Consider the following 23670-nt stretch of genomic DNA (forward strand, 5'->3'; position numbering starts at 1 on the left):
TACCCGTGTCAAAGACCGGTTCGATCTGCACCCCGAGCGTTTGATCGCAGACACAGCTTATGGATCAGGCCCAATGCTGGGTTGGCTGGTTGAGCGTGAGATTGCGCCGCATATTCCCGTCATCGACAAGGCGGGGCGCAGCGACGGCACTTGGTCACGCGCGGAGTTCGAATGGGACGCGGAGAATGATCAGTATATCTGCCCCGAAGGTCACGAACTGAAGCAGTTCCGGCGAAACTACTCCGACCCGAACCGAGGTCCGACCGGCAAAGGCACAGCCCGCTATCGAGCTTTGAAGGAGGTTTGCCAAACCTGTCCATCGAAACCAACTTGCTGCCCGAATGCAGAAGCCCGCAAAATCACCCGCGAAGAACACGAAGACGCCCGCCAAGTTGCCCGTGATATCGCCAAAACCCACCAATACGATATCTCGATGAAGCTCCGAAAGAAGGTCGAGATGCTCTTCGCGCATCTCAAACGAATTCTTGGCCTGAACCGGCTCAGGTTACGTGGACCCTGCGGCGCAAATGACGAATTCCTCCTCGCCGCAACCGCCCAAAACCTCCGTAAACTGGCCAAGATCTTTCCTGCGCCGCAGCAACCGCGAAAAGCCTGAAAAGAAAGGCGCTCACGCCCATTCGGGAACCGCAAATTCTGCGCTCGCAAACATCAGTTTTTCAACAGAATCGGCGGGAAGCGGAAGTTCGCTGCGGGTGCACAATCCTTGGCTAGGATTATGAAAAGCTGCCATTCACAGCCAATGTGAACAGAATATCAATGCTGCGCCCGTAATTGGGGGCGGCAATGTGCAAGAAGCGAACTTTGTAGAGCCGGTGGACGGCCCGAAGCCAAATGTAGTCGCTGCGCGCACTAAATAGAAATTCAACGCGGTTTCTGCCATAGTATAGGTGGAATTCGTCCCATTACTCGCCTGGAACGTCATGCACCGAGTCGTAGTTATTTTCGCCAACGAGCCTCTTGGTAACGCTTTGTAGCTTATTGGAAGGCCTCATTTCATATAGCATGTTTGCCAACTGATCGAAGTGATCCAACCCATCCTGAGGGAGGTTAGCGTTTTCAATATTCTTTCGGAACAAGGCATAAACCTCATACCCATTTCGCCATATTGCGCTTGAAAATGTTCCAAGAATAAGTTGGGAATCATTGGTCTTAAGCGCAAAGCTCATTGCGTCCGCCCAAAGGTTAGTGTCGTCATCGCACAAGAATGCTTCCAGCAGCGCAGCGCCCAAGGCGTGTGCGTACTCTTCAGCTTCCAGTGCTTGATCTATGACGCTAAACCAAGTCGCCCGATCATTAAGGATTGCGGTGCCCGCCATATCGTTTCGTTGGTAAAATTCACGCAACCAAGAACTCAACCAAGCCTTGGTAAGGGCTTCCGCCGCGTTCATTTCGTCAGGTGCCTGTGCGCCAACGTTCTCGAACATTCTCTCAGCAGCTATGAAGTCGCCGGAGTACAGCAAAGCGTCTCCAGCGCAGATGCCAACCTGAGGGTTAGGTAATAAATCGTAAGATGCACTGTAGATCACTGCCGCCGACTTGAAGTGCCGACGCCAGAAGCAACAAGAACCCAGTTCATTTAAGAAATAAGGTCTTTGAAGGTAGGTCTCGTTAAGTTTTCTGGCTTTGTTATAGTTGCTCACGGCCTTCCCGAAGTCACCATTGTTCATTTGAAAATTTGCAAAAGAATAGAAAATTGTGGACAGACGTTGATCGTCGGTTGGGTCGTGATCGGAGATTGCGTCGGTATAGAAGGTCTCGATAGCGGCTTCACGTTTTTCCATCGGAAGTTCGCTGGACAGCAAGGCATCAATGTACTCCAGATACGCTTGATCCTGAATCGCATGAATCCTATTCCACTTAGCAATGTCCGCTGCGATTTTCGGATCATCAATTGCCAGCTGAGCTATTCGACTAGAAAATAACCGACTATTCGTCGTGAATTTTTTTTCGTGAATTATCCTTGTCAGCTCCGAAGCCTGACGATGGAACTCATATCTACCGGTCATATAGGCCAGCGCATAAGACAGCCTTGGAAGGACATCATCGCTTGAAAAGCTATCAGTCATCCAAGTGATACTTGTCACAACATCTATTGATGCAGTGATTGCATCATCTTGAAGGCGTATCACGATTGGCAAACACCGCTCTGGGTCGCGATTAGAGTTGATCATTTTGCTCATACCTTGAAGCTTATATACCGCGAGCTTCAATTCAAATACATCCGAGCCCGCTTTACCCTCATCATCAACGGTCAATCCAAGCGGCAGCCTTCTTGTTTCAGATCTGATTGTCTTCAGTACTTTGACGGTTTGCAGCACTTTTGATGGTGTCTCGTCATCCCACGCATCTGTTTCCGAAAAGTTAATCGTTGCCGAAGCCGCCGAGGTAGTGCCTATCTGCGCAAAAATGTTGCTAATCCACATAAAATGAGTGGCACGCGTGGCATCACAGTAGCGCACAAGAATCGACGGCGCGTCTAAAGAGGCAAGATACTCAAGACGGTCTATCTTCATGCTCACAGAGCGTTCTGCCTCTTTTCTATCTGTCGCTTTCAGCTGAACATAGAAAAGCAACCCGGTGGATTTTCCATCTTCGTCAAAAATCTCCACTTCTAAATCTACGCCATAGTCTTTGTCTTTTGACCGGCACACCCACTCGTCGGGCAAAAGCCTTTGAAATTCGACAACGGAAATGTCTTCTAGGCGGTGGCTTCGCGTTCTTTTTGGCAAGGTTGCTCCGGAATTGTTATTAGAATCGTATCAGCCAATGACTTCGGCCTATTTTGTTCATGAAAAAGCTGTAGGATTGATGGTCAAGCGCCACCAGCGAGCAGATGGATACTATCCAGATACCTTGGAAAGAAGCCACCTTAGATTTCAGATTTCCTCATGGTCTATCAATGTCAGCTTCGGGCAAGCTGCGCTACGGCGTCTCCTGCTGCAACGAACGGCAGCTCCGGGCCGTATATGCACGCCAAGAGTGGCATCTTACCACCGTCGCCAGCTTAGTCCCATTGTTGCCGCGATAGGTTCAGGGCAGCCAGCTTGAACACGACTTCGGTATGCACGTACAGATAGCCCGTTTTCCAGCGCAATTACCTCCCACTCATCATTCGGATTATGCGCTATGTCCCGAACACCTTCAGTTGCAGCCCTTTCACCCGACCAACCTCGTTTGAGGCGCTGTCTGAAGGTTTGAAATGCTATCCCATTTTCTTCAGCAACCGGCCAAGCTGGGAGACCGCTCTCAAATTCAGCCAAACCATCACGGCGCCGGTTTTCAAAGGCAGCACGATCATATGGGAATTGGGTATGCTCACAGGGAACAGTCCACACCTTCGATCCATTCTCGGCGTCCTCAAGGCTCACCGCTGAGGCGTCATCCAATGGAAATGGCTTCAGTCCATAGCGCTTACAAAGCCACCAGGCATCTTCGCGGCTTGCGGCTTTGCCAATTACCTCACCACCCAATGGAGCAACATCGTTGATCATCAATACATTCCGTTTCAGAAATGGTGTGAATCCGCGTGGTCGAGTCAGATTATATCGTTTCTACTCATTGAACGCAGGCGCCGAGAGAAATAGCTCTCAATCCCAACGGCTAGCATAAAGGCCGGAAGGGCCGCCACCACGACAAAACCCGCAACTGTGGCAGTCAGGAGTGGCGCCCATGGCATGCCATCTCCGTTCCAGAGGACACATAGCGCACCCCACGCCATCAAGTAAGTCAATGAAAAAACACACATAACGTCGATCACAGGGCGCGTGAAACGGCCAATGTCGCATTGCATCCGTTCGGTTGCCGCTAATTGGTGACGCCTCCAAGTATCGGGTTGTCTCAGGTCCATTTTTATTCTCTCAACAATTCTATCCAGGTGTGGACATCGTCCATGGCTATTTCCTTTCCTTCCAGGAAGGATCGGTACCAGCGCGCGGCAATCGCCCCGCGCTTTTCGCTTTTCAGCTTGGTCCCGCTGTCAGACAAATACTTGTCCAGAGCGACCTCGAAGTCTTCCAGCGCAGTCAGATCATGCTCCAACCGGACGGCCTCGACTCCTAACAGAATCCAGTTCAGGTCTACCCGAAATTGACGGTGCAACTCGACCAATGCTTCGACAGGGATCGAGCGCTTGCCCAGCTCATAGCTCTGATAAGCGCGGAGAGAGATTCCGAGAGCTTCGGCCATTTTCACCTGCGACATACCAAGCTCATTGCGTGCGATCGCGATGCGCGCGCCAAGGGCGCTCAAGTAGTCATACGGACGATCAGCCATTATCGTGAGCAATCCACTTGCGGTTGCGCTCATATGAGTGTTATACGCACAAATGAACGTTATTCGTTGTGTTTCGTTGTCGGACCATGACGCTTGAGCGCATTCAACCCGATTCGCGCTACGTTACTAAAAGGAGAGGGTTTTGGCACAGGAAAAGTTGCTTTCCCCGAAAGAACTGGGCGAGCTTGTCGGGCTGAGCGCCGCGCAAGTTCGCGCGTTGATGAACGACGGACGGCTAGAGTTCGTGGAGATTTCCGCGAAGACAAAGATGCTGACCATGAGTGGTTGGGAGCGGTTCCAGCGCAACGCGACCAGGTTCAAACGCCCTGAAGGCGAGCAACCGAGCCTGCCCTTGGGCGAGCCGCAGCACTCTAGCCTTTGACGTGGGAGGAACCCCTATGGCCATGCCCCGCGCAACGCTGACGCAGAGCGAATTGACCCGATACCTCAAGGCGTACCGGGATGCAGGTATTCCGGTCGTACGGTCCGAGATCAGCCGGGACGGCAAGGTCGTGATCTACAGCACCGAGAAACAGACCGACGAGGTCAACAACCCGTGGGATCGCCCGTGAAACGCCGAAAGCAGTTTCCCGGCGCGACGGCCTATTTCGACCGGCACGGGAAACGGCGGTGGCGGTTTCGGAAGGGTGGGTTTTCGGCGGAGTTGGGAAGTGACTACGGGTCGGAGGATTTCGTTCGCCGTTATGAGGACGCGGTGAACGGGCACAAGACGCGCGGCCTGATTGGGGCGAACCGGACCAAGCCCTACAGCGTCAGCCAGCTCGTGGCGCTCTGGTATCGCTCGCCCGAGTTCCTCGACCTCGCGCCCAGTACGCAGAAGGTGTATCGCGGGGTCGTCGAAAAATTCCGGGGAGAGCATGGCGACAAGCCGGTGCGGCTGATGCAGCGGCGGCATGTGCAGACGATCCTGGCCGAGAAAGCCGAGACCCCGACAGCGGCGAACAACCTGCGCAAGCGGCTGATCCAGTTGATGGATTTCGCGATTACGCTGGACTGGCGCGGTGATAATCCGGCACGGGCGACAAAGCCTTTCCGCGTGGGCGGTGATGGTTTTCATACCTGGGACGAAGAGGAACTGGCGCAGTTCTTCAAGGTCCACAAGCCCGGCACACTTGCGCATACGGCGGTGACGCTGATGCTCTATACCGGCGCGGCGCGTGTCGATGCGGTGACGCTGGGGCCTAAGAACGTCCGCAGCGGCAAGATCGAGTATCGGCGGCAGAAGACGCAACGCTCAGGCGGTGTGCTGGTTTCCGTCCCGATCCACCCGGACTTGGCGGAGGTGCTGGACAAATTGCCGAAGGACAGGCCCTTTCTGGCCACCCAGAAAGGCACTATGCGGTCCGCCGGCGGCCTGGGCAATCTCATGCAACGTTGGACCGAAGAGGCCAAACTGCCCCAGTGTTCCGCCCACGGGCTGCGCAAGGCTTGCGCACGTCGTTTGGCCGAGGCCGGGGCTACTGCGCACGAGATTGGCGCGGTCACAGGCCACAAAACGCTGGCCCTCGTGCAGCGCTACACCGAGGCCGCTGGCCGCGAAGGCATGGCCGATTCCGCGATTGAGAAACTGATCGCCCGCCCCAATGGCGAGCGCAATTTGGCGAACCTTCCCAAGAGGTTCGTCAAATACGACACCAAACCCAAACAGGGAAAGGATAATTTATGAGAAGTGGTGAGCCGTGCAGGATTCGAACCTGCGACCCACTGATTAAAAGTCAGTTGCTCTACCAACTGAGCTAACGGCCCACTCTCTCAGTCTCATCGACTGTGCGGCGGGGTTTAATGTCGTGGGTCAGGACCGTCAAGCGCAAAACTGAGATTTTCTTGGAAAAGGTTTCGACAAGGTTTATATGCCCGCCCATGCAACAGGATTTTGACACCTCCCGCCGCCTTCCGTTTCTGAAAATGCATGGGCTGGGCAATGACTTCGTGATCCTCGATTCACGAGGGCGGGACGCGATTGTCACCGCTGAACTAGCGCGCGCCGTGGGGGATCGCCATCGCGGCGTGGGGTTCGATCAGCTGGCCGAGATCCGTAGCTCGGATACCGCCGATATTGATCTCGACTTTTGGAACTCTGACGGATCGCGGGCGGGCGCTTGTGGCAACGCCACGCGCTGTGTCGGGCGGTTGATGTTGGATGAGACGGGAAAGGACGAGATCACGATTCGCACCGAGCGGGGGATTCTGATTGCTCGGCGTGCGGGCGATGAGGTCTCGGTCAATATGGGCCACCCGCAGCGCATGTGGGACGAGGTGCCTTTGTCGCATCCGGTCGACACCGATTTCTTGCCGCTCGACGGCGAACCTGTCGCGGTGGGCATGGGCAATCCTCATGCGGTGTTCTTTGTGCCTGACATTAACGAGGTTGATGTTGCAGGTTGGGGCAAGCGCGTCGAATACGATCCGCTTTTCCCGCAGCGCACCAATGTCGAGTTCGCCGAAGTGCGGGCGCGCGACGAGATCAGAATGCGGGTCTGGGAGCGTGGCACGGGGATCACGCTGGCCTGTGGTTCGGGGGCCTGTGCGACGGCTGTGGCGGCCTCTGTGCGCGGCCTGACGGACAAGACAGTGCGGATGGAGGTCGATGGTGGCTGGCTGACGCTCGATTGGCGTGAGGACGGCGTCTGGATGACCGGTCCGACGCAGTTGGTGTTCCAGGCGGAATTTGACACGTCTTTCTTGGAGTGTGTCTGATGTCCGCTAATCCCCCGATTTTTGCGACGCTCGGCTGTCGCCTCAACGCCTATGAAACCGAGGCGATGAAAGAGCTGGCCGAGGCCAATGGCGTCGAGAACGCTGTTGTGGTCAACACCTGTGCCGTGACCGCCGAAGCGGTGCGCAAAGCCCGCCAGGAGATTCGCAAGCTGCGGCGCGAAAACCCGGAGGCGAAGATCATCGTCACCGGATGCGCGGCGCAGACGGAGCCGGAGACCTTTGCCACGATGAGCGAGGTCGATCTGGTGATCGGCAACACGGAAAAGATGCAGCCCGAGACCTGGCAGAGCATGGGTCCGAATTTCATAGGCGACACCGAACGCGTGCAGGTCAATGACATCATGTCCGTGACGGAGACCGCCGGGCATCTCATCGACGGTTTCGGACGGCATCGGGCCTATGTGCAGGTCCAAAATGGCTGTGATCACCGCTGTACGTTCTGCATCATTCCTTATGGCCGGGGCAATTCGCGCTCCGTGCCCGCGGGTGTTGTGGTCGATCAGATCAAGCGGCTGGTGGATAAGGGCTTCAACGAGGTGGTGCTCACCGGGGTCGATCTGACCTCTTGGGGGGCGGATTTGCCCGCGACCCCGCGTCTGGGCGATCTGGTGATGCGGATTTTGAAACTGGTGCCGGATCTGCCGCGGCTTCGGATTTCGTCGATCGACTCGATCGAGGCCGACGAGATGCTGATGCAGGCGATCGCGACAGAGCCACGTTTGATGCCGCATTTGCACCTGTCCTTACAGCATGGCGATGATTTGATCCTCAAACGTATGGCGCGGCGGCACCTGCGCGACGACGCGATCCGGTTCTGTGAAGAGGCGCGCAAGCTGCGGCCTGAGATGACCTTTGGCGCGGACATCATCGCGGGGTTTCCGACGGAGACCGAGGCACAGTTCGAGAATTCGATGAAGCTGGTGACGGATTGCGACCTGACTTGGCTGCATGTCTTCCCCTATTCGAAACGCGAAGGCACGCCCGCCGCGAAAATTCCGCGTCAGGTGAATGGCAAGGTGATCCGTGACCGAGCTGCGCGGCTGCGGGCGGTGGGGGATGAACAGGTGCAAAAGCATCTTCAGGCCCAAATTGGCCGTGAGCATGTGATCCTGATGGAAAACCCGCATATGGGTCGGACGGAACAGTTCACGGAGGTGAGCTTCGAGACAGCGCAGGATGAGGGCGCGATCCTCAAGGCGGCGATCACCGGTATCAAAGGCACGCAGCTCACCGCATGAGACCTATTCTCTATTCCTGCCGCCGTTGTCCCTATGCGATGCGGGCGCGGCTTGCGATTGCCTCGGCAGGCGTCGAGGTGGAACTGCGCGAAGTGGTGCTTCGCGACAAGCCGCAAGAGATGCTTGCGGCCTCGCCGAAAGGCACCGTGCCGGTGCTGATCACTGGGACGGGCGTGATTGAGGAAAGCCGCGACATCATGGATTGGGCGCTGACGCAGAACGACCCGGAGGGGTTGCGCGACATGCCCACCGAAGGGGCGGGCTGGATTGCCCGGATCGAAGGTCCGTTCAAGACCGCGCTGGACCGCTACAAATACGACACACGCTATCGCGACGCCGATCCCGCTGCAGAACGCACGAAAGCCGCCGCGATCCTCTGGCAAGTTGATGCGGCCTTGCGTCGCAGCCTCTGGCTGCACGGCGACCGCCCGACATTGGCCGACCTCGCCACGATCACCTTCGTGCGGCAGTTCGCCATGGTGGATAAGGCGTGGTTCGACACTCAGGACTGGTCCGGTGTTCGGGGCTGGCTTTACCGCTTTCTGGCCTCGGAACGCTTTGCAGCGATCATGCAAAAGCACGCGAAATGGCACATTGCAGATGCGCCGGTGCTTTTCCCATTGCCGGAACTTGCCGAACTGACAAAATGCCAAGGCATCCTGCAAACGGGTTTCGAGAAGCCCTCTGACGGATATAGATAAATCCCTGATATATCTTATATAGGACACAGTTTCCAGTCCCGACAACACATCACGCTGTTCACAATTCATTGAATGCTAGACTGAGCGGCCTCCTGCCGCTACAAGCGGCGGCGAAGGGCCAGGGTAAAACCATGGCCTCTCATCGTATGGGCCGGGGAGGACCGGCTGGAGAAAATGGAGATTTGCTCGTGTCCCACGTAGAAGAACACGAAGGCACCCGCCGCGATTTCCTGTACTACGCCACAGGTGGCGCAGGTGCAGTGGCCGCCGGTGCTGCCGTCTGGCCCCTGGTCAACCAGATGAACCCGTCCGCAGACGTTCAGGCGCTCTCCTCGATCCGCGTGGACATCAGCGGCGTCGAGGTCGGCACCCAGCTCACCGTCAAATGGCGCGGTAAACCGGTGTTCATCCGTCGCCGGACCCAGGACGAAATCGACGCGGGCCGTGCCGTGACCATGGACGAACTCGTGGACCCGATCGCGCGCAACAACAACATCGACTCAGGTGCCGATGCCGAAGACAAGAACCGCACGCTGGACGAAGCGGGCGAATGGCTTGTCATGATGGGGGTTTGCACCCACCTCGGCTGTGTGCCGCTGGGCGATGGCGCCGGTGACTTCGGCGGCTGGTTCTGCCCTTGCCACGGCTCGCATTACGACACCGCCGGTCGCATTCGCAAAGGCCCGGCTCCCGAAAACCTTCCGGTTCCGATCGCCGCCTTCGAGGGCGAAACCGAGATCATTCTGGGCTAAGGGAGAAATTCATGTCTGGTATTCCGCACGACCACTATGAACCGAAGACCGGCTTCACCAAAGCGGTGAACTCCCGTCTTCCGATCATCGGCCTGATCTACGACACGCTGATGATCCCGACCCCCAAAAACCTGAACTGGATGTGGATCTGGGGCATCGTCCTCGCGTTCTGCCTCGCACTTCAGATCGTCACCGGTATTGTTCTGGTGATGCACTATACGCCGCATGTCGATCTGGCCTTCCGCTCCGTCGAGCACATCATGCGTGACGTGAACGGCGGCCATATGCTGCGCTACCTGCACGCCAACGGCGCGTCGCTGTTCTTCTTCGCCGTGTATCTGCACATTTTCCGCGGTCTCTACTACGGCTCCTACAAGGCGCCGCGCGAGATCACCTGGATCATCGGCATGATCATCTACCTCCTGATGATGGCAACCGGCTTCATGGGCTATGTTCTGCCCTGGGGTCAGATGTCCTTCTGGGGCGCGACCGTGATCACCGGCCTGTTCGGCGCGATCCCGTTCATCGGCGAGCCGATCCAGACCTGGCTTCTGGGCGGACCGGCCGTGGACAATGCCACGCTGAACCGCTTCTTCTCGCTGCACTACCTCTTGCCTTTCGTGATCGCAGGTCTGGTGATCGTGCACATCTGGGCCTTCCACAACACCGGCAACAACAACCCCACCGGTGTTGAAGTGCGCCGCACCTCGAAAGCCGAAGCCGAGAAAGACACGCTGCCGTTCTGGCCGTATTTCGTGATCAAAGACCTCTTCGCTCTCGGCGTGGTCCTGATCGCCTTCTTCGCGGTTGTCGGTTTCATGCCGAACTACCTCGGCCACCCGGACAACTACATCGAAGCCAACCCGCTTTCGACGCCGGCTCACATCGTTCCTGAATGGTACTTCCTGCCGTTCTACGCGATCCTACGCGCTTTCACCGCCGATGTCTGGCTCGTCCAGATCATCAGCTTCCTGACGGGCGGCATCGTCGATGCGAAATTCTTCGGCGTGCTCGCCATGTTCGGCGCGATCATCGCCATGGCTCTGGTGCCCTGGACCGACACCTCGTCTGTGCGTTCCGGCAAATACCGCCCGATGTTCAAGGTCGCCTACTGGCTGCTCGTGTTCTTCTTCCTCGGCCTGACCTGGGCCGGTGCACAGGGCACAGACCTGATCATGGTCGGCATCCTCGACGGTCATCCGGTGTTCATGCAGGCCCTCTCCGGCGCCGATTTCGACAACACCATCGGCATGTCCGCCCCGGGCTTCGCCCTGATCGGCTCCGCCTACTGGTTCGGCTATTTCTTCGTGATCCTCCCGCTTCTGGGCATCATCGAGAAACCCCTGCCGATGCCGGCGACGATCGAAGAAGACTTCATCGCTCACTACCCGTCCGCCGCCAAAGAGCCGGCCGAGTGAGAAAGGACTTGAGGAACATGATCAAGAAACTCACCCTCTCCGCCCTCACCGCTCTGGGTCTCTCCGCCTCGGCCGCCATGGCCGCAGGCAGCGGTGGGCATATCCACGATGTGGACTTCTCCTTCGAGGGTCCCTTCGGCAAATACGACCAGATGCAGCTTCAGCGCGGTCTGCAGATCTTCACCGAAGTCTGCACCGCCTGCCACGGCATGAAATTCGTGCCGATCCGCACCCTTGCGGATGAAGGCGGCCCGGAGCTTCCCGAGGATCAGGTCCGCGCCTATGCGGCCCAGTATCCGGTGAACGACGAAGCCGCGAACATGCATCTCTTCGACTACGAAGAAGGCGCGGCGCGTCCGCTGACCGAGAACGACCACTTCCCGGCCAACGCCTCGCAGAACGCACCTGACCTGTCACTGATGGCGAAGGCCCGGGCTGGCTTCCACGGTCCGGCGGGCACCGGTATCAACCAGTTCCTGAAAGGGATCGGCGGGCCGGAATACATCGTCGCCATTCTCACCGGCTACACCGGCGAGGAGAAAGTCGAAGCTGGCACCACCTATTACGAGAACACCGCCTTCTCGACCGGTTGGATCGCCATGGCCCCGCCGCTCTATGGGGAAGACGTCGAATTTGCCGACGGTCACTCCAACGAGCTGCACCATGAGGCCGAAGACGTCGCAGCCTTCCTGATGTGGGCCGCCGAGCCCAAGATGATGGCGCGCAAGAAAGCCGGTTTTGTCGCCGTGACCTTCCTTGTGATCCTGACCTCGCTTCTGTTCCTGACGAACAAGAAGCTCTGGGCACCGCATAAGGGCAAAAAGACCACGCTCTGATCAGAGTTGGCTCGAAACAGAAAGCGCCCCGATTTGGGGCGCTTTTTTCATGTTCCGATGTAGGCTTTGAGTCCTTCTGGCGGATCGGCTTTCATCTCCGCCCAGTCTCTGGGCGGCAGGCAACGCCCGTCTTCGATCCAGATCACCAGATCGGCAAACCGGTCCACATCGGCAATGTCATGAGTGACCATCAACATGGTGGCTCCGAGTTTCGCACTGACCTCTTTCGCCAGCCCGATCATCTCACCCCGCATCGCCGGGCCCAGCGCCGAAAACGGCTCATCCAGCAGGATCAGCGGCTTTTCCTGCACCAGCACCCGCGCCAGCGCCACCCGGCTCTGCTGCCCGCCTGACAGTTCCGCAGGGCGCCGCGCCTCCATGCCCGCAAGGCCCACCGCGCTCAGGGCCTCCGACACACGAGTCTGCTCCGCTTTCGAGAGGCGCAAGTTGGGCCGAATGCCAAGTCCGACATTCTGTGCGGCAGTCATATGGGCAAAAAGATTGTTGTCCTGAAACAGGTGCGAGATCGGACGCTCATGCGGCAAAGTCTCGGTCAAATCCTGCTCATTCCACAGAAGTCGCCCCGTGTCCGGCTCCTCGAACCCACCGATCAGTGAAAGGAGCGTGGACTTTCCGGCCCCCGAGGGCCCTATGACAGCAACACGAGACCCGAGCGGGATCACGCAATCGGCGGACAGGGTGAACTCCCCTTGAGTGAGACGGATGGATTGAAGCTCAAGCACTGCGCTTCCCCCAGAGATCGAAGATGTAAAACAGGGTCAAACTCAGCCCAAGAAGCAGTAAAGCCGCCCCCATGGCCTGATCCATACGGTAAGACCCCATGAGGCGGTAAATCTGCAAGGGAAGCGTGGCCGCCTCAGGACGGGCAAAGAGTGTGATCACCCCCAGATCGCCCATCGACAAAGCCGCAGCGAGACCGGCGGAAAATCCCATAGGAACGCGCAGACGTGGCAGAAACACGAGCCGAACCCGGCTCAAACCGGTCAGTCCGAGACTGTCAGAGAGACGCCCGTAATCGCGTTCTGCCCCCGTCAAAGCCGGGCCAAGCGCACGCAAGATGAACGGCATCGACATCACCGCATTGACCAAGGCCGTGATGGGCAAGGCCCAATCGGCAGGGTCGGTAATGGCGAAAAGCACGATATAAAGCCCTGTCCCCATCACCAGAGGCGAAGCCGCGATGGAGGACATGCCGATGACCTCCAGCCCCCGCCAGCGCAGCGCGGAGAGCGCCAGTGCGAGAGACATGAGGATCGCAAAAAATGCGGAGCCAAGCGCCGTGATGAGGGAGCGCAAAGCGGCCTGCCAGACCGAAGCGGGCAGATCGGTGATCCCCGCAGCCCCGCGCAGGGCGATGGCCAGAAGCGGGGCTAGGAGAAACAAGCTCACGACAACGATCCAAAAGAGATCAAGGATGCGGGTTGGAACTGTCCGCGCGTCAAAACGCTGAACGACACGATTGAGGCCTCCCCAGCCCATTTGCGGCACGCGGAATTTGAGCGACAGGACAACGGCCAAGGCACAGATCAGCACCTGAATCAGCGCGAGCAGCGAGGCTTTGCCCAAATTAAAATCGTACCGAAAGGCCTCATAAATCGCGAGTTCGACCGTGGTGGCCTTCGGTCCGCCGCCAAAGGTCAAAGCCACCGCAAAAGAGGTGGTGCAAATCAGGAGGATCACGGTAAAGGCGCCGGGGACAATGTCGCGCAACATCGGCAGTTCAATGTGGCGAAACACGTCCTTTGGCCCGAAATGCAGAGAGGATGCCAAGCGGAATCGCTCCGCCGGGATCGCGCCCCAGCCCTGCAACAAAAGCCGCGTCGCCAGAGGCAAATTGAAAAACACATGCGCCAGCACGACGCCATGGAAACCGTAGATCGAAATCGGCTCTAATCCGGCCCAACTCAGCACAACAGATACGAATCCCGACTTGCCGAACACGGCGGTCAGACCGAGGATCGCCACAATCGTCGGCAGGATGAACGGCGCGCCCAGAAGCGTGATCAGAAGCCCGCGTCCGGGAAAGCTTCGGCGTGCCAAGGCCCGGGCAGCAGGAATGGCAAAGAGGACGGAGAGAAGTGCCGACAAAAACGCCTGCACCACGGTGAACCGCACCGCGAGCCAGTCGAAATGGGAGAGGGCGGAGAAGGTCTCCGCCCGAAGCGCCACGGCACCCAGAGTGCCCAGGGTCAAAGCGACGACCAGAGCCGCCGCGATGAGTCCGGGCCAGAGCGTTATTGCGAAAACGCGGCGCGCCATTCGGCGATGGCCTCATTCCGAAGCGCGTCTGCCTCGTCTTCGCTCAGAAAAATCGCCTTTTCCGGGTAATTGAGTTGCGAGAATTCTTCCGGCCATTGATCCTTGGGCAAAGCCGCCGGGTAGGACCAGTTGGCCGTGGGAATGATGTTCTGGAAGGTCGGCGACAGGATGAAAGCCATGAATTCATCCGCCAGCTCCGGCTGATCTGTTCCGGCCAGCTTAGCGGCTGTTTCGACGATGAAATAGTGGCCCTCATCGAACAAAGCCGCCGATTTCGTCTCATCCTCTTCCGCCATGATGTGATAGGCGGGGGAAGTCGTGTAGGACAGAACCATGTCCACCTCACCATCGGTAAAGAGGCCATAAGCCTCCGACCAGCCCTTGGTCACAGTGGTCACTTTCGGCGCGAGTTTGGCCCAGGCTTCCGGCGCGTCATCGCCGAAAACCTCCTTACCCCAGAGCACCAGAGCGAGACCCGAGATCGAGGTCCGCGGATCCTGAATTGCGATGCTCCAGTCCTCATCCGAATTCACCAGTTCGTAGAACGACGTCGGCGGATTGGTGATTTTGGTGTTGTCGTAAATGAAAGCCGTGTAGGACCAGTTGAACGGCAGGAAGATGTCATCTTGCCAGTCGATCGGCAGGGTCAGAGGAGACAGGTCCAGCCCATGCGGCGCAAACAGCCCGGTCTCGCGCGCTTTCTTGGTCACGTCGGAATTGAACCCGATGGCGACATCCGCCTTGGTGCGCTCGCCCTCAAGCATCAGACGGGGCAAGACATCCCCTGTGACATACTCGATCTCGCACGCGCACTGCGCCTCGAAGGCCTCCCTGATCGCCGGACCCGGCCCCCATTCGGAGGCGAAATAATCGGGCGCATAGATGGTGAGAGGCTCTGCCGAGGCAGCGGACGCGGCCATCACGGCCGCAAGGGTAAGACCATATTTCATGGCTCGCTCCATAGAATATGGGCGAAGAAAAAGGGCAGCTTGTCCGGGTAGATCAGCCGAAACCTTCCCTCCGCCGGTGTTAGCCGGTTCAGGTTCAACGGGTTCGCATTCGCATCTCAGCCGTGATCTCTCACGGGCACCCCGAGGTGGGGATCAACTTAGCGCGAAATCCACCGGACACAAGACCCGCTCTTTTCGAACCGCGTCGAAGCGGTTAAACGTCAATGCGACCAAGGAGCCGCCCATGAGCATGAATACATTCGGACATCTTTTCCGCTTCACCACCTGGGGTGAAAGCCATGGCCCCGCCTTGGGCGCTACCGTTGATGGCTGTCCTCCGGGGATCCAGATCAATGAAGAGATGCTTCAGGTCTGGCTCGACAAACGCAAACCCGGCACGTCGAAATTTACCACCCAACGGCGCGAACCGGATCAGGTGGAAATCCTCTCGGGCGTATTCGAAGGCAAGACCACCGGCACGCCGATTCAGTTGATGATCCGCAACACGGATCAACGTTCGAAAGACTACGGCGGAATCGCGCAGGCGTTCCGCCCCGGTCACGCCGACATCACCTATTACCAGAAATACGGCATCCGTGATTATCGTGGCGGCGGGCGTTCCTCCGCGCGGGAAACCGCCGCGCGCGTGGCCGCCGGTGGCGTGGCGCGGGCGGTTTTGGCTGAATTGGTGCCTGATTTGCAGATCACCGGCTACATGACCCAGATCGGTCCGCATGGCATCGAAGGTCCACGCGATATGGCGGAGATCGAAAATAACCCGTTCTGGGTGCCCTCTGCGCAAACCGCCGACAAATGGGCCGATTATCTGGGCGAGATTCGCAAAAACGGCTCGTCCGTTGGCGCCATCGTCGAGGTCGTCGCGAAGGGCGTCCCTGCGGGCCTCGGCGCGCCGATTTACGCCAAGCTGGATACCGATCTCGCCGCCGCGATGATGTCGATCAACGCCGTCAAAGGGGTCGAGATCGGCGAAGGCATGAATGCCGCCTGTCTGACCGGAGAAGAAAACGCCGACGAGATGCGGATGGGGCCGAATGGGCCTCAATTCGGGTCTAATCATGCGGGCGGCATCCTTGGCGGGATTGCCACCGGGCAGGATGTCGTCGTGCGCTTTGCGGTGAAACCGACCTCCTCGATCCTCACCCCGCGCAAGACGGTGACGAAATCCGGCGAAGACACAGATTTGATCACCAAGGGCCGCCACGACCCCTGTGTCGGCATTCGCGCCGTGCCGGTGGGCGAGGCGATGATGGCCTGTGTGATCCTCGATCACTTGCTCTTACATCGCGGCCAGATCGGCGAGGGGCTTCGCGGCAAAATTGGCTGAGATTCTCACCATTTTCGGGATCACATTCCCGATCTTCGCCATGGTCGCCATCGGGTATGCGACGGTCACAAAGGGCGTGTTTCGCCCACAGGACATGAGCATCCTCGGCGGTTGGGTGATGAATTTCGCCCTGCCCGCCTTGGTTTTCGGCGCGATTTCCTCCCGTCCGATTTCCGAGGTGATCCACCCGGATTACATCGTGGTCTACGCACTCTCCGGCCTCCTGACGGCTGGGCTCACCTTTCTCTGGTTCTCCATCGTCGCCGACCCAGGTCGTCGCGGCGTGGTGACGATGATTTCTTATTGCCCGAACTCGGGTTTCATCGGCTACCCGATGTTCCTCATCCTCGTCCCCGATCACGCCGGAATCATCCTTGCAATGAATTTTCTCGTGGAGAACATCGTCTTCATCCCCCTCGCGCTCATGGCCATCGAGGCGGGAAAACCGCGTGAAGACCGCCGGGGGAATGCACTTCAACAATTCGGCCAAGTCCTCAAAAGCCTGCTCAAGCGACCTCTGATCATCGCCATCATCCTTGGCTTTCTCATTTCCGCCTCGGGTCTGTCCCTGCCCGGCCCGGTTCACAAACTGATTGATCTGGTCGCAGCCTCCGCCTCTGCCGTCGCGCTTTTCGTCATTGGCGGCTCGCTTGTAGGACTGTCCTTTGAGGGTAATCTACGCTTGGCAGGCCAGGCCGCGGTGGGCAAACTGATCGTCATGCCCGTTTGTACAGCGCTTGTGATCTTCTTCATCGGCCACTTTGGTGTCACCATGGATTCGAACCTGCGCACCGCTGCACTTATTTCCGCAGCCCTTCCGACCATGGCGATTGCGGCGCTCTTTGCCCAGGAAGTCGGACGCGGTGCGCTGGCCTCCCTCTCCATCCTAGTCAACACACTGGGGGCCTTCGTCACCCTCAACATCGTGCTATTTCTGGTGGTTTAGAGACTGTTTTCACCGAACACACCGCCAAAGAAAAAGGGCCGCGAACCGCGACCCTTTCCCTTAAACCTGAAAACCGGTTCAGCCGTTCACGCTGTCTTTCAGCGCTTTGGCGATGGTCATTTTCACGACCTTGTCGGCTTCTTTTTTCATCTGGTCGCCGGTCTGCGGGTTGCGAACCATGCGCTCCGGGCGCTCGCGGCAGTAGATCTTGCCAACACCCGGCAGGGTCACGGCGCCACCGGCGGACACTTCTTTGGTGATGATCGCAGTGATCGCTTCGAGCGCAACACCAGCGGATTTCTTGTCGGTGCCCATTTCTTCGGCCAGAGCAGCCACGAGCTGGGTCTTGGTCATCGGTTTCGACATTGTCTGTATACTCCTCGTACGCCCCCCTTGGATTAGGGGATTATCGCGCATTTCTAAGCCAATATTGCGGGGGCATACAACGCCTAGTGTACATATACTGGGGTTTTCCGCGCATTTTGGACGAAAAAGACTCACTTACAGGAAGGCCGTCTCCTCGAAGGAGCGCAATTTCCGGCTATGGATTCGCTCGATCGGCATCGCCCGCAAAAGCTCCATGGCGCGAATGCCGATCAGCAAGTGCCGGGAGACCTGCGATTTGTAGAACTCGGACGCCATCCCCGGCAATTTCAATTCGCCATGAAGCGGCTTATCCGACACGCACAAAAGCGTCCCGTAAGGCACACGGAACCGGAATCCGTTGGCGGCAATCGTCGCGCTTTCCATGTCGAGACCGATGGCACGCGACTGGCTCAACCGCTGCACCGGACCGGATTGGTCCCGAAGCTCCCAGTTCCGGTTGTCGATCGTCGCAACCGTCCCGGTTCGCATGATCCGCTTAAGCTCATAGCCCTCAAGTTCGGTGATCTGCTCCACCGCATCTTCAAGCGAGGTTTGAATCTCCGCCAGCGCCGGGATCGGCACCCAAACCGGCAGATCGTCGTCCAGCACGTGATCCTCACGCAGATAGGCATGTGCCAGAACGAAATCGCCAAGCCGTTGAGAATTCCGCAAGCCGGCGCAATGCCCGACCATGATCCAAGCATGCGGCCGCAGCACCGCAATGTGATCCGTCGCCGTTTTCGCATTCGACGGCCCGACCCCGATATTCACCAAAGTGATCCCGCCGCCATCGGCACGTTTCAGGTGATAGGTCGGCATTTGCGGCATCTTCGACGTGGGCGGTATCAACGTATCGGGATCGGTGATTTCGACATTCCCGGTCGAAACGAAGCTGGTGTAGCCGCTCTCCGGATCGGCCAGAACCTTGCGCGCATAGGCCTCGAATTCCGAGACGTAGAACTGATAGTTGGTGAACAACACATGGTTCTGGAAATGGCTCGCATCGGTCGCGGTGTAATGCGACAGACGGGCCAGAGAATAATCGATCCGCTGTGCCGTGAAGGGCGCGAGCGCGGAAGACCCATCCTCGTGCAGATAGCCGAACCCGTTCACAATATCATCATGAGTGGTGCTCAGATCCGGCACATCGAAGACATCGCGCAACGGAAACGCCATCGCACCTTCCTGCGGCACAGTGATGTTCTCGTCATTGGCAACGGCGAAATGCACCGGCATCGGGGTCTGCGACGCCCCGATCTGAACCTGCACCCCGTGATTGCGCACGATCTGGGTGATCTGTTGCTTGAGGTAATTGCGGAACAGATCCGGCCGCGTGATCGTCGTCGAATATTCGCCGGGCCCTGCCACATGACCAAAGGACAGCCGGCTGTCCATCGTCGCATGCGAGGTCGTCACCACGCGAATCTCCGGATAATAAGCCCGATAGCGCGCCCTGGGCTTTTCGCCGCGTGCGATCATCGAGAATTTTTCGGCAAGAAAGGAACAGGCTTCCGTGTAGAGTTCTTCGAGCTGGCTGACCGCCGCCTCCGCATCGGAATAACTCCGGGGATCACGCTCCGGCGGGGTTTCAAGCATCAGGCTCGTCAAACGGCTGTCCATTCTTATATTCCTTTTATCAGCACGGTATCTCCACAGTTGAGACCATGTGCGGCGCGGACGCAAGAGTCCCGAAATCAGGAGAGACCCATGACCACACAGAAACTGTTTTCCTTCGGTCACGGCTATAGCGCGCAGGCTTTGGCCCGTCGTCTCCTGCCGCAGGGCTGGGAGATCATCGGCACCACCCGTAACCCCGAAAAGGCACGGGAATTTGACAATGCAGGTGTGGAGCCGATTTTACTCGGACAAGAGCCGATTCCAGCGCAATTAGGCGGCGCAACACATCTTTTGATCTCTGCTGGCCCGAATGCAGAGGGGGATCCGTTTCTGCGCGATTACCGGCAGCCTCTCATCAACGCCGCCCCAAATCTGCAATGGATCGGCTATCTTTCAACCACCGGGGTGTATGGCGATCATGGCGGCGCGTGGGTCGATGAGGAAACCCCTCTGACCCCCGCCACGAAACGCGGCATCGCACGGGTTCAGGCCGAAATGGATTGGCAGGAGACTGCGCAGGATTTGGCTCTAAACCTGTCGATCTTTCGCCTCGCGGGCATCTACGGGCCGGGTCGAGGACCCTTCGCCAAGGTCCGAAATGGTACGGCCCGGCGCATCGTGAAAAAGGATCAGATCTTTTCCCGCATCCATGTCGAAGACATCGCTCAGGTTCTGGAAGCCTCGATCCACAGACCCGACTCCAGCGGAATCTATAATATCTGCGACGACCTTCCGGTCCCGCCGCAGGAGGTGATCGGCTATGCCGCCGAACTTCTCGGCTTGCCGCTCCCGCCCGAAGAAGATTTCGAAACAGCGGAGATGACTCCCATGGCGCGGAGTTTCTATGCAGAAAGCAAGAAGGTGCGAAACGACCGGATGAAGCGGGATCTGGGCATCCGGCTCATCTACCCGGATTACAAAACCGGCCTGCAAGCCTTGCTGCAAGAAGATCAGTAACGCCAGTTCCGCCGATAATCCCAAAGCGTAATGCCGTACAGAACCACCCCGGCAAAGGTCAGCACCGCACCGACATAGCCCGACGAGGTGAACCCGTAGCCCTTCGCGAGGTAGATCGAGGCGATAAACGGCCCCAGCGCATTAGCCACATTGAAGGCGGCATGGTGCAACGCCGCCGCCAGCGCCTGCGCATCGCGGGCGACATCCATGAGCCGGGTCTGCAACAGGATCGGAAAACCGTTCGCCAGCCCCATCGCCAGCACCAGCCCCGCCATGGCCCCACTTTGCCCCGCGATCAGCGGGTAAAGCAAAAGCAGACCGATATTCACGAACAGCATCAGAAACACCGACAGGTTCAGCGCCCGGTCCGCCGCCCAACCGGCAATCAGCGCGCCGAGCGTCATGCCAACCCCCATCAGCGCCAGAAACCACGGCACGGCGCCCTCTGCGACCTGCGTCACCTCCAGAAGCGTGGAGGTGAGATAGGTGTAGAAGGCAAAGAACCCGCCAAACCCGATCGCCCCGCTCAACAGGGTCAAAAGCACCTGCCGGTTCTTCAGCGCACCAAGCTCCTGCACCGCATTGGACCCATCGCCCGCCGCCGAGACCGGTGCGAAACTCAAAATCAACACTGCCGTCAGCGCCGCCAGAACGCCGACCAACGCGAAAGCCCAGCGCCACCCCACCGTCTGACCAAGCACATTCGCCATAGGCACACCGACCACCGTCGCAATGGTCAGCCCCAACATGAGACGCGCCACAGCCTTGCCCCTCTGTCCGGGGCCGGCAAGAGAGGCCGCAAGCAAGGCCGCCACGCCGAAATAGGCGCCATGCGGCATACCGCTCAGGAAACGCGCGATGAACATGGTCGTGTAATTCGGCGCTATCGCCGAGAGGACATGGGTCAGACAGAACATCGCCATCAAACCGACAAGCAACATCCGCCGCTCGATCCGCGCCGCCGCAATGGCGATCATCGGCGCACCGACGACAACCCCCAGCGCATAGGCCGAGACAAGGTGGCTCGCCTTCGCCTCATCTATGCCCAGCCCCCCGGCCATATAGGGCAAGAGGCTCATCGTCGCGAATTCCGTCGTCCCGATGGCGAACCCGCCCATCGCAAGTGCGAAAAGAACGATACCCGGACGAGTGCCGGGCGCGGCTGTGGAGGCAACGGCCATGGGAAATCCTGATTTGAGGCAGACTGCAAACGCCAGTCTTCGTCCATTCAGGTCAAAGGATCAACCGCACGGCCAAAGCGCTTGCGTCATACCCGTCTTGCGAAAACAGCGATCAGGCGCGCTTGCTCGCAATATCGGCAACCCCGAGCACGGAAAGCACCTTCGCCTCGATGTCCGGCGTGTTGAGACCGGCGGTCGCATACATGGCCTCGGGGCTTGCGTGGTCTATGAACGTATCGGGCAGGGTCATGGAGCGGAATTTCAGCCCGTGATCAAAGGCCCCTTCATTGGCCAGGAAATCCGCCACATGCGATCCGAAGCCACCGACAGAGCCCTCTTCGAGAGTGATCAGCGCCTCATGGTTCGCGGCCAGATCGCGGATCAGGTCATGGTCCAGCGGCTTCGCAAACCGCGCATCGGCCACGGTGCAAGAGATACCCTTGGCAGCGAGGTTCTCTGCGGCTTTCAGCGCGGGTTCGAGGCGTGTGCCAAAAGACAAAAGCGCCACGCGCGTGCCTTCGCGCACGATGCGCCCCTTGCCAATCTCCAACACTTCGCCGCGCTCGGGCATTTGGACGCCAACGCCCTCACCGCGCGGATAACGGAAGGCAATCGGCCCCTCGTTATGCGCCACGGCGGTGGCAACCATATGCTTCAACTCCGCCTCATCGGCAGCGGCCATAACGACCATGCCCGGCAAATTCGCCATAAAGGCAATGTCGAACGCCCCCGCATGGGTCGCCCCATCGGCGCCGACAAGACCCGCACGGTCGATTGCGAAGCGCACGGGAAGACGTTGAATCGCCACGTCATGCACGACCTGATCGTAGCCGCGCTGCAAAAACGTCGAATACATCGCGCAAAACGGCTTCATCCCGCCTGCGGCCAGACCGGCGGAGAAGGTCACGCCGTGTTGCTCGGCAATGCCAACGTCGAAACACCGGGTCGGAAACCGTTCGGCGAAAAGGTCGAGCCCCGTGCCATCCGGCATGGCGGCGGTCACGGCAACAATCTTGTCGTCCCGCTCCGCTTCCTGAATGAGCGCATCCGCGAAAACCCGTGTGTAGGACGGCGCATTGGATTTCGCTTTTTTCTGTTCGCCGGTGCGCACGTCGAATTTCGCCGTCGCATGCCCCTTGTCCGGACGGCTTTCGGCAGGCGCGTAACCCTTGCCCTTTTTCGTGATCGCATGGATCAGGATCGGCCCGGTGGCCCGCGCCTTCACGGTCCGAAGCACGCTCAGAAGCTGGTCCATGTCATGCCCGTCAACCGGACCGACATAGGAAAAGCCCAGCTCCTCGAACAGCGTCCCGCCCACGGTCATGCCCTTGAGCATCTCCTTGGCGCGCTTGGCCCCTTCCTGAAACGGATGCGGCAAAAGGGAAACCGCGCCTTTCGCAGCCGCTTTCAATTCCTGAAACGGCGCCCCGGCATAGAGACGGGTGAGATAAGAGGACAGCGCACCGGTCGGCGGCGCGATGGACATTTCGTTGTCGTTCAGGATGACGATCAGGCGTTTGCCCAGATGGCCCGCGTTGTTCATCGCCTCGAATGCCATGCCCGCAGACATCGATCCATCACCGATCACCGCAATCGCGTCGCCCAGCCCGTAATCCGGCGCGCCACCGAGATCGCGCGCCACGGCAAAGCCCAGCGCTGCGGAAATCGAGGTGGAACTGTGCCCGGCCCCAAAGGGGTCAAAGGGGCTTTCAGAGCGCTTGGTGAAACCGGAGAGGCCCTTTTCCTGTCGCAGCGTCCGCATCCGGTCGCGACGCCCTGTCAGGATCTTGTGCGGATAACATTGATGCGACACGTCCCAGATCAGCCGATCTTTCGGCGTATCGAACACCGCATGCAAAGCCACGGTCAGCTCCACCACGCCAAGCCCTGCCCCAAGATGCCCACCCGTCTCAGAGACGGCGGAGATCACCTCCTGGCGGAGCTCGGTCGCAAGACGCTTAAGCTCGACATCCGACAGCGCCTTGAGATCGGCGGGGACATTCACGCGGTCAAGTGTCGGTGTGGCTGGACGATCGGACATGGCGTCTCGC

At 58.6% G+C, this 23670-nt stretch carries 23 protein-coding genes, 1 tRNA gene and 1 riboswitch; of the genes, 13 read left to right on the forward strand and 11 right to left on the reverse strand.

Annotation, left to right across the window (positions count from 1 at the left end; genetic code table 11):
• Positions 1–616 (forward strand): transposase (locus NH195_RS03515; protein ID WP_155846031.1); only part of this gene is annotated, 616 nt, incomplete at its 5' end.
• A 307-nt stretch (positions 617–923) separates the two neighbouring features.
• Here NH195_RS03515 and NH195_RS03520 read toward each other — a convergent pair.
• From NH195_RS03520 to NH195_RS03530, 3 genes are all read right to left on the reverse strand, one after another.
• Positions 924–2750: a DUF4365 domain-containing protein gene (locus NH195_RS03520; RefSeq protein ID WP_081423773.1), complete on the reverse strand. Its 1827-nt coding sequence runs from the start codon at positions 2748–2750 to the stop codon at positions 924–926.
• 258 nt (positions 2751–3008) lie between these two features.
• Complete coding sequence (locus NH195_RS21070) at positions 3009–3512, reverse strand: hypothetical protein (RefSeq protein WP_155846067.1); 504 nt, start codon at positions 3510–3512, stop codon at positions 3009–3011.
• Between the two features lie 358 nt (positions 3513–3870).
• A complete protein-coding gene (locus NH195_RS03530; RefSeq protein WP_066703580.1) occupies positions 3871–4293 on the reverse strand; it encodes a helix-turn-helix domain-containing protein in 423 nt (140 codons plus the stop codon).
• 142 nt (positions 4294–4435) lie between these two features.
• On the opposite strand from NH195_RS03530, the gene NH195_RS03535 reads away from it, so the two are divergent.
• Genes NH195_RS03535 through NH195_RS03540 form a run of 3 tightly spaced genes read left to right on the forward strand, consistent with a single transcriptional unit; the run spans position 4436 to position 5980 of the window.
• Entirely contained in the window at positions 4436–4675 is a 240-nt protein-coding gene (locus NH195_RS03535) for a hypothetical protein (RefSeq protein WP_066703202.1), read from the forward strand.
• Positions 4676–4691: 16 nt separating this feature from the next.
• Positions 4692–4865 carry a hypothetical protein gene (locus NH195_RS21075; RefSeq protein ID WP_155846068.1) on the forward strand — a complete coding sequence of 58 codons (174 nt, stop codon included), beginning with the start codon at positions 4692–4694 and terminating at the stop codon, positions 4863–4865.
• Positions 4850–5980 (forward strand): site-specific integrase, encoded by a 1131-nt coding sequence (locus NH195_RS03540; RefSeq protein WP_155846069.1) that lies wholly within the window; start codon positions 4850–4852, stop codon positions 5978–5980. Before NH195_RS21075 ends, NH195_RS03540 begins: the two co-directional genes overlap by 16 nt.
• Positions 5981–5984: 4 nt before the next feature.
• Here the strand turns inward: NH195_RS03540 and NH195_RS03545 are convergent.
• Positions 5985–6060, reverse strand: a tRNA-Lys gene (locus NH195_RS03545).
• Positions 6061–6174: 114 nt separating this feature from the next.
• Between NH195_RS03545 and dapF the strand changes: the two genes are divergently transcribed.
• The 6 genes from dapF to NH195_RS03575 all read left to right on the forward strand — a co-directional run bounded on the left by dapF (position 6175) and on the right by NH195_RS03575 (position 11977).
• Positions 6175–7011 (forward strand): diaminopimelate epimerase, encoded by an 837-nt coding sequence (gene dapF / locus NH195_RS03550; protein WP_066703208.1) that lies wholly within the window; start codon positions 6175–6177, stop codon positions 7009–7011.
• Entirely contained in the window at positions 7011–8270 is a 1260-nt protein-coding gene (gene mtaB / locus NH195_RS03555) for a tRNA (N(6)-L-threonylcarbamoyladenosine(37)-C(2))-methylthiotransferase MtaB (RefSeq protein ID WP_066703211.1), read from the forward strand. The genes dapF and mtaB overlap by 1 nt, the downstream gene beginning before the upstream one ends.
• Complete coding sequence (locus tag NH195_RS03560) at positions 8267–8971, forward strand: glutathione S-transferase (RefSeq protein ID WP_081423774.1); 705 nt, start codon at positions 8267–8269, stop codon at positions 8969–8971. Before mtaB ends, NH195_RS03560 begins: the two co-directional genes overlap by 4 nt.
• Positions 8972–9159: 188 nt before the next feature.
• A complete protein-coding gene (gene petA, locus NH195_RS03565) occupies positions 9160–9723 on the forward strand; it encodes a ubiquinol-cytochrome c reductase iron-sulfur subunit (protein WP_066703584.1) in 564 nt (187 codons plus the stop codon).
• A gap of 11 nt (positions 9724–9734) precedes the next feature.
• Positions 9735–11141 (forward strand): cytochrome b, encoded by a 1407-nt coding sequence (locus NH195_RS03570; protein WP_066703214.1) that lies wholly within the window; start codon positions 9735–9737, stop codon positions 11139–11141.
• A gap of 17 nt (positions 11142–11158) precedes the next feature.
• The gene (locus tag NH195_RS03575) at positions 11159–11977 is read left to right on the forward strand and encodes a cytochrome c1 (protein ID WP_066703217.1); all 819 of its coding nucleotides are present in this window, start codon (positions 11159–11161) and stop codon (positions 11975–11977) included.
• 47 nt (positions 11978–12024) lie between these two features.
• On the opposite strand, the gene NH195_RS03580 is transcribed toward NH195_RS03575, so the two are convergent.
• From NH195_RS03580 to thiB, 3 genes are read right to left on the reverse strand one after another with little or no spacing between them, the layout of a single operon-like run.
• Positions 12025–12720, reverse strand: coding sequence for a thiamine ABC transporter ATP-binding protein (locus NH195_RS03580; protein ID WP_066703220.1), 696 nt, complete (start codon positions 12718–12720; stop codon positions 12025–12027).
• Complete coding sequence (locus tag NH195_RS03585; protein WP_066703223.1) at positions 12713–14257, reverse strand: thiamine/thiamine pyrophosphate ABC transporter permease ThiP; 1545 nt, start codon at positions 14255–14257, stop codon at positions 12713–12715. Before NH195_RS03585 ends, NH195_RS03580 begins: the two co-directional genes overlap by 8 nt.
• Positions 14233–15207, reverse strand: coding sequence for a thiamine ABC transporter substrate binding subunit (gene thiB, locus NH195_RS03590; protein ID WP_066703226.1), 975 nt, complete (start codon positions 15205–15207; stop codon positions 14233–14235). The genes NH195_RS03585 and thiB overlap by 25 nt, the downstream gene beginning before the upstream one ends.
• Positions 15208–15255: 48 nt before the next feature.
• A riboswitch (TPP riboswitch) is annotated at positions 15256–15361 on the reverse strand.
• A gap of 90 nt (positions 15362–15451) precedes the next feature.
• On the opposite strand from thiB, the gene aroC reads away from it, so the two are divergent.
• Both aroC and NH195_RS03600 read left to right on the forward strand, forming a co-directional pair.
• Positions 15452–16552 (forward strand): chorismate synthase, encoded by a 1101-nt coding sequence (gene aroC, locus NH195_RS03595; protein ID WP_066703229.1) that lies wholly within the window; start codon positions 15452–15454, stop codon positions 16550–16552.
• Positions 16545–17498, forward strand: coding sequence for an AEC family transporter (locus tag NH195_RS03600; RefSeq protein ID WP_066703232.1), 954 nt, complete (start codon positions 16545–16547; stop codon positions 17496–17498). Before aroC ends, NH195_RS03600 begins: the two co-directional genes overlap by 8 nt.
• A 78-nt stretch (positions 17499–17576) precedes the next feature.
• On the opposite strand, the gene NH195_RS03605 is transcribed toward NH195_RS03600, so the two are convergent.
• Positions 17577–17864: an HU family DNA-binding protein gene (locus NH195_RS03605; protein WP_066703235.1), complete on the reverse strand. Its 288-nt coding sequence runs from the start codon at positions 17862–17864 to the stop codon at positions 17577–17579.
• A gap of 135 nt (positions 17865–17999) precedes the next feature.
• A complete protein-coding gene (locus tag NH195_RS03610; RefSeq protein ID WP_155846070.1) occupies positions 18000–19460 on the reverse strand; it encodes an AMP nucleosidase in 1461 nt (486 codons plus the stop codon).
• A 111-nt stretch (positions 19461–19571) separates the two neighbouring features.
• On the opposite strand from NH195_RS03610, the gene NH195_RS03615 reads away from it, so the two are divergent.
• On the forward strand, positions 19572–20438 hold the full coding sequence (locus NH195_RS03615; protein ID WP_066703241.1) for an SDR family oxidoreductase: 867 nt from the start codon (positions 19572–19574) through the stop codon (positions 20436–20438).
• Here NH195_RS03615 and NH195_RS03620 read toward each other — a convergent pair.
• Both NH195_RS03620 and dxs read right to left on the reverse strand, forming a co-directional pair.
• Positions 20432–21619, reverse strand: coding sequence for an MFS transporter (locus NH195_RS03620; RefSeq protein WP_066703243.1), 1188 nt, complete (start codon positions 21617–21619; stop codon positions 20432–20434). The genes NH195_RS03615 and NH195_RS03620 overlap by 7 nt on opposite strands.
• Before the next feature lie 112 nt (positions 21620–21731).
• A complete protein-coding gene (gene dxs, locus NH195_RS03625) occupies positions 21732–23660 on the reverse strand; it encodes a 1-deoxy-D-xylulose-5-phosphate synthase (RefSeq protein ID WP_066703246.1) in 1929 nt (642 codons plus the stop codon).
• Positions 23661–23670 lie beyond the last annotated feature (10 nt).

It is taken from the genome of Celeribacter ethanolicus, from assembly GCF_001550095.1.
GTDB lineage: Bacteria > Pseudomonadota > Alphaproteobacteria > Rhodobacterales > Rhodobacteraceae > Celeribacter > Celeribacter ethanolicus.

Bases quoted from the DNA above. Each gene is read 5' to 3' on its own strand.
- NH195_RS21075 (WP_155846068.1), top strand. From the start codon at position 4,692: ATGGCCATGCCCCGCGCAACGCTGACGCAGAGCGAATTGACCCGATAC.
- NH195_RS03560 (WP_081423774.1), top strand. From the start codon at position 8,267: ATGAGACCTATTCTCTATTCCTGCCGCCGTTGTCCCTATGCGATGCGG.
- dapF (WP_066703208.1), top strand. From the start codon at position 6,175: ATGCAACAGGATTTTGACACCTCCCGCCGCCTTCCGTTTCTGAAAATG.
- dxs (WP_066703246.1), bottom strand. From the start codon at position 23,660: ATGTCCGATCGTCCAGCCACACCGACACTTGACCGCGTGAATGTCCCC.
- NH195_RS21070 (WP_155846067.1), bottom strand. From the start codon at position 3,512: ATGATCAACGATGTTGCTCCATTGGGTGGTGAGGTAATTGGCAAAGCC.
- NH195_RS03570 (WP_066703214.1), top strand. From the start codon at position 9,735: ATGTCTGGTATTCCGCACGACCACTATGAACCGAAGACCGGCTTCACC.
- NH195_RS03605 (WP_066703235.1), bottom strand. From the start codon at position 17,864: ATGTCGAAACCGATGACCAAGACCCAGCTCGTGGCTGCTCTGGCCGAA.
- NH195_RS03615 (WP_066703241.1), top strand. From the start codon at position 19,572: ATGACCACACAGAAACTGTTTTCCTTCGGTCACGGCTATAGCGCGCAG.
- mtaB (WP_066703211.1), top strand. From the start codon at position 7,011: ATGTCCGCTAATCCCCCGATTTTTGCGACGCTCGGCTGTCGCCTCAAC.
- NH195_RS03585 (WP_066703223.1), bottom strand. From the start codon at position 14,257: ATGGCGCGCCGCGTTTTCGCAATAACGCTCTGGCCCGGACTCATCGCG.
- NH195_RS03530 (WP_066703580.1), bottom strand. From the start codon at position 4,293: ATGGCTGATCGTCCGTATGACTACTTGAGCGCCCTTGGCGCGCGCATC.
- thiB (WP_066703226.1), bottom strand. From the start codon at position 15,207: ATGAAATATGGTCTTACCCTTGCGGCCGTGATGGCCGCGTCCGCTGCC.
- NH195_RS03610 (WP_155846070.1), bottom strand. From the start codon at position 19,460: ATGCTTGAAACCCCGCCGGAGCGTGATCCCCGGAGTTATTCCGATGCG.
- aroC (WP_066703229.1), top strand. From the start codon at position 15,452: ATGAGCATGAATACATTCGGACATCTTTTCCGCTTCACCACCTGGGGT.
- NH195_RS03575 (WP_066703217.1), top strand. From the start codon at position 11,159: ATGATCAAGAAACTCACCCTCTCCGCCCTCACCGCTCTGGGTCTCTCC.
- NH195_RS03620 (WP_066703243.1), bottom strand. From the start codon at position 21,619: ATGGCCGTTGCCTCCACAGCCGCGCCCGGCACTCGTCCGGGTATCGTT.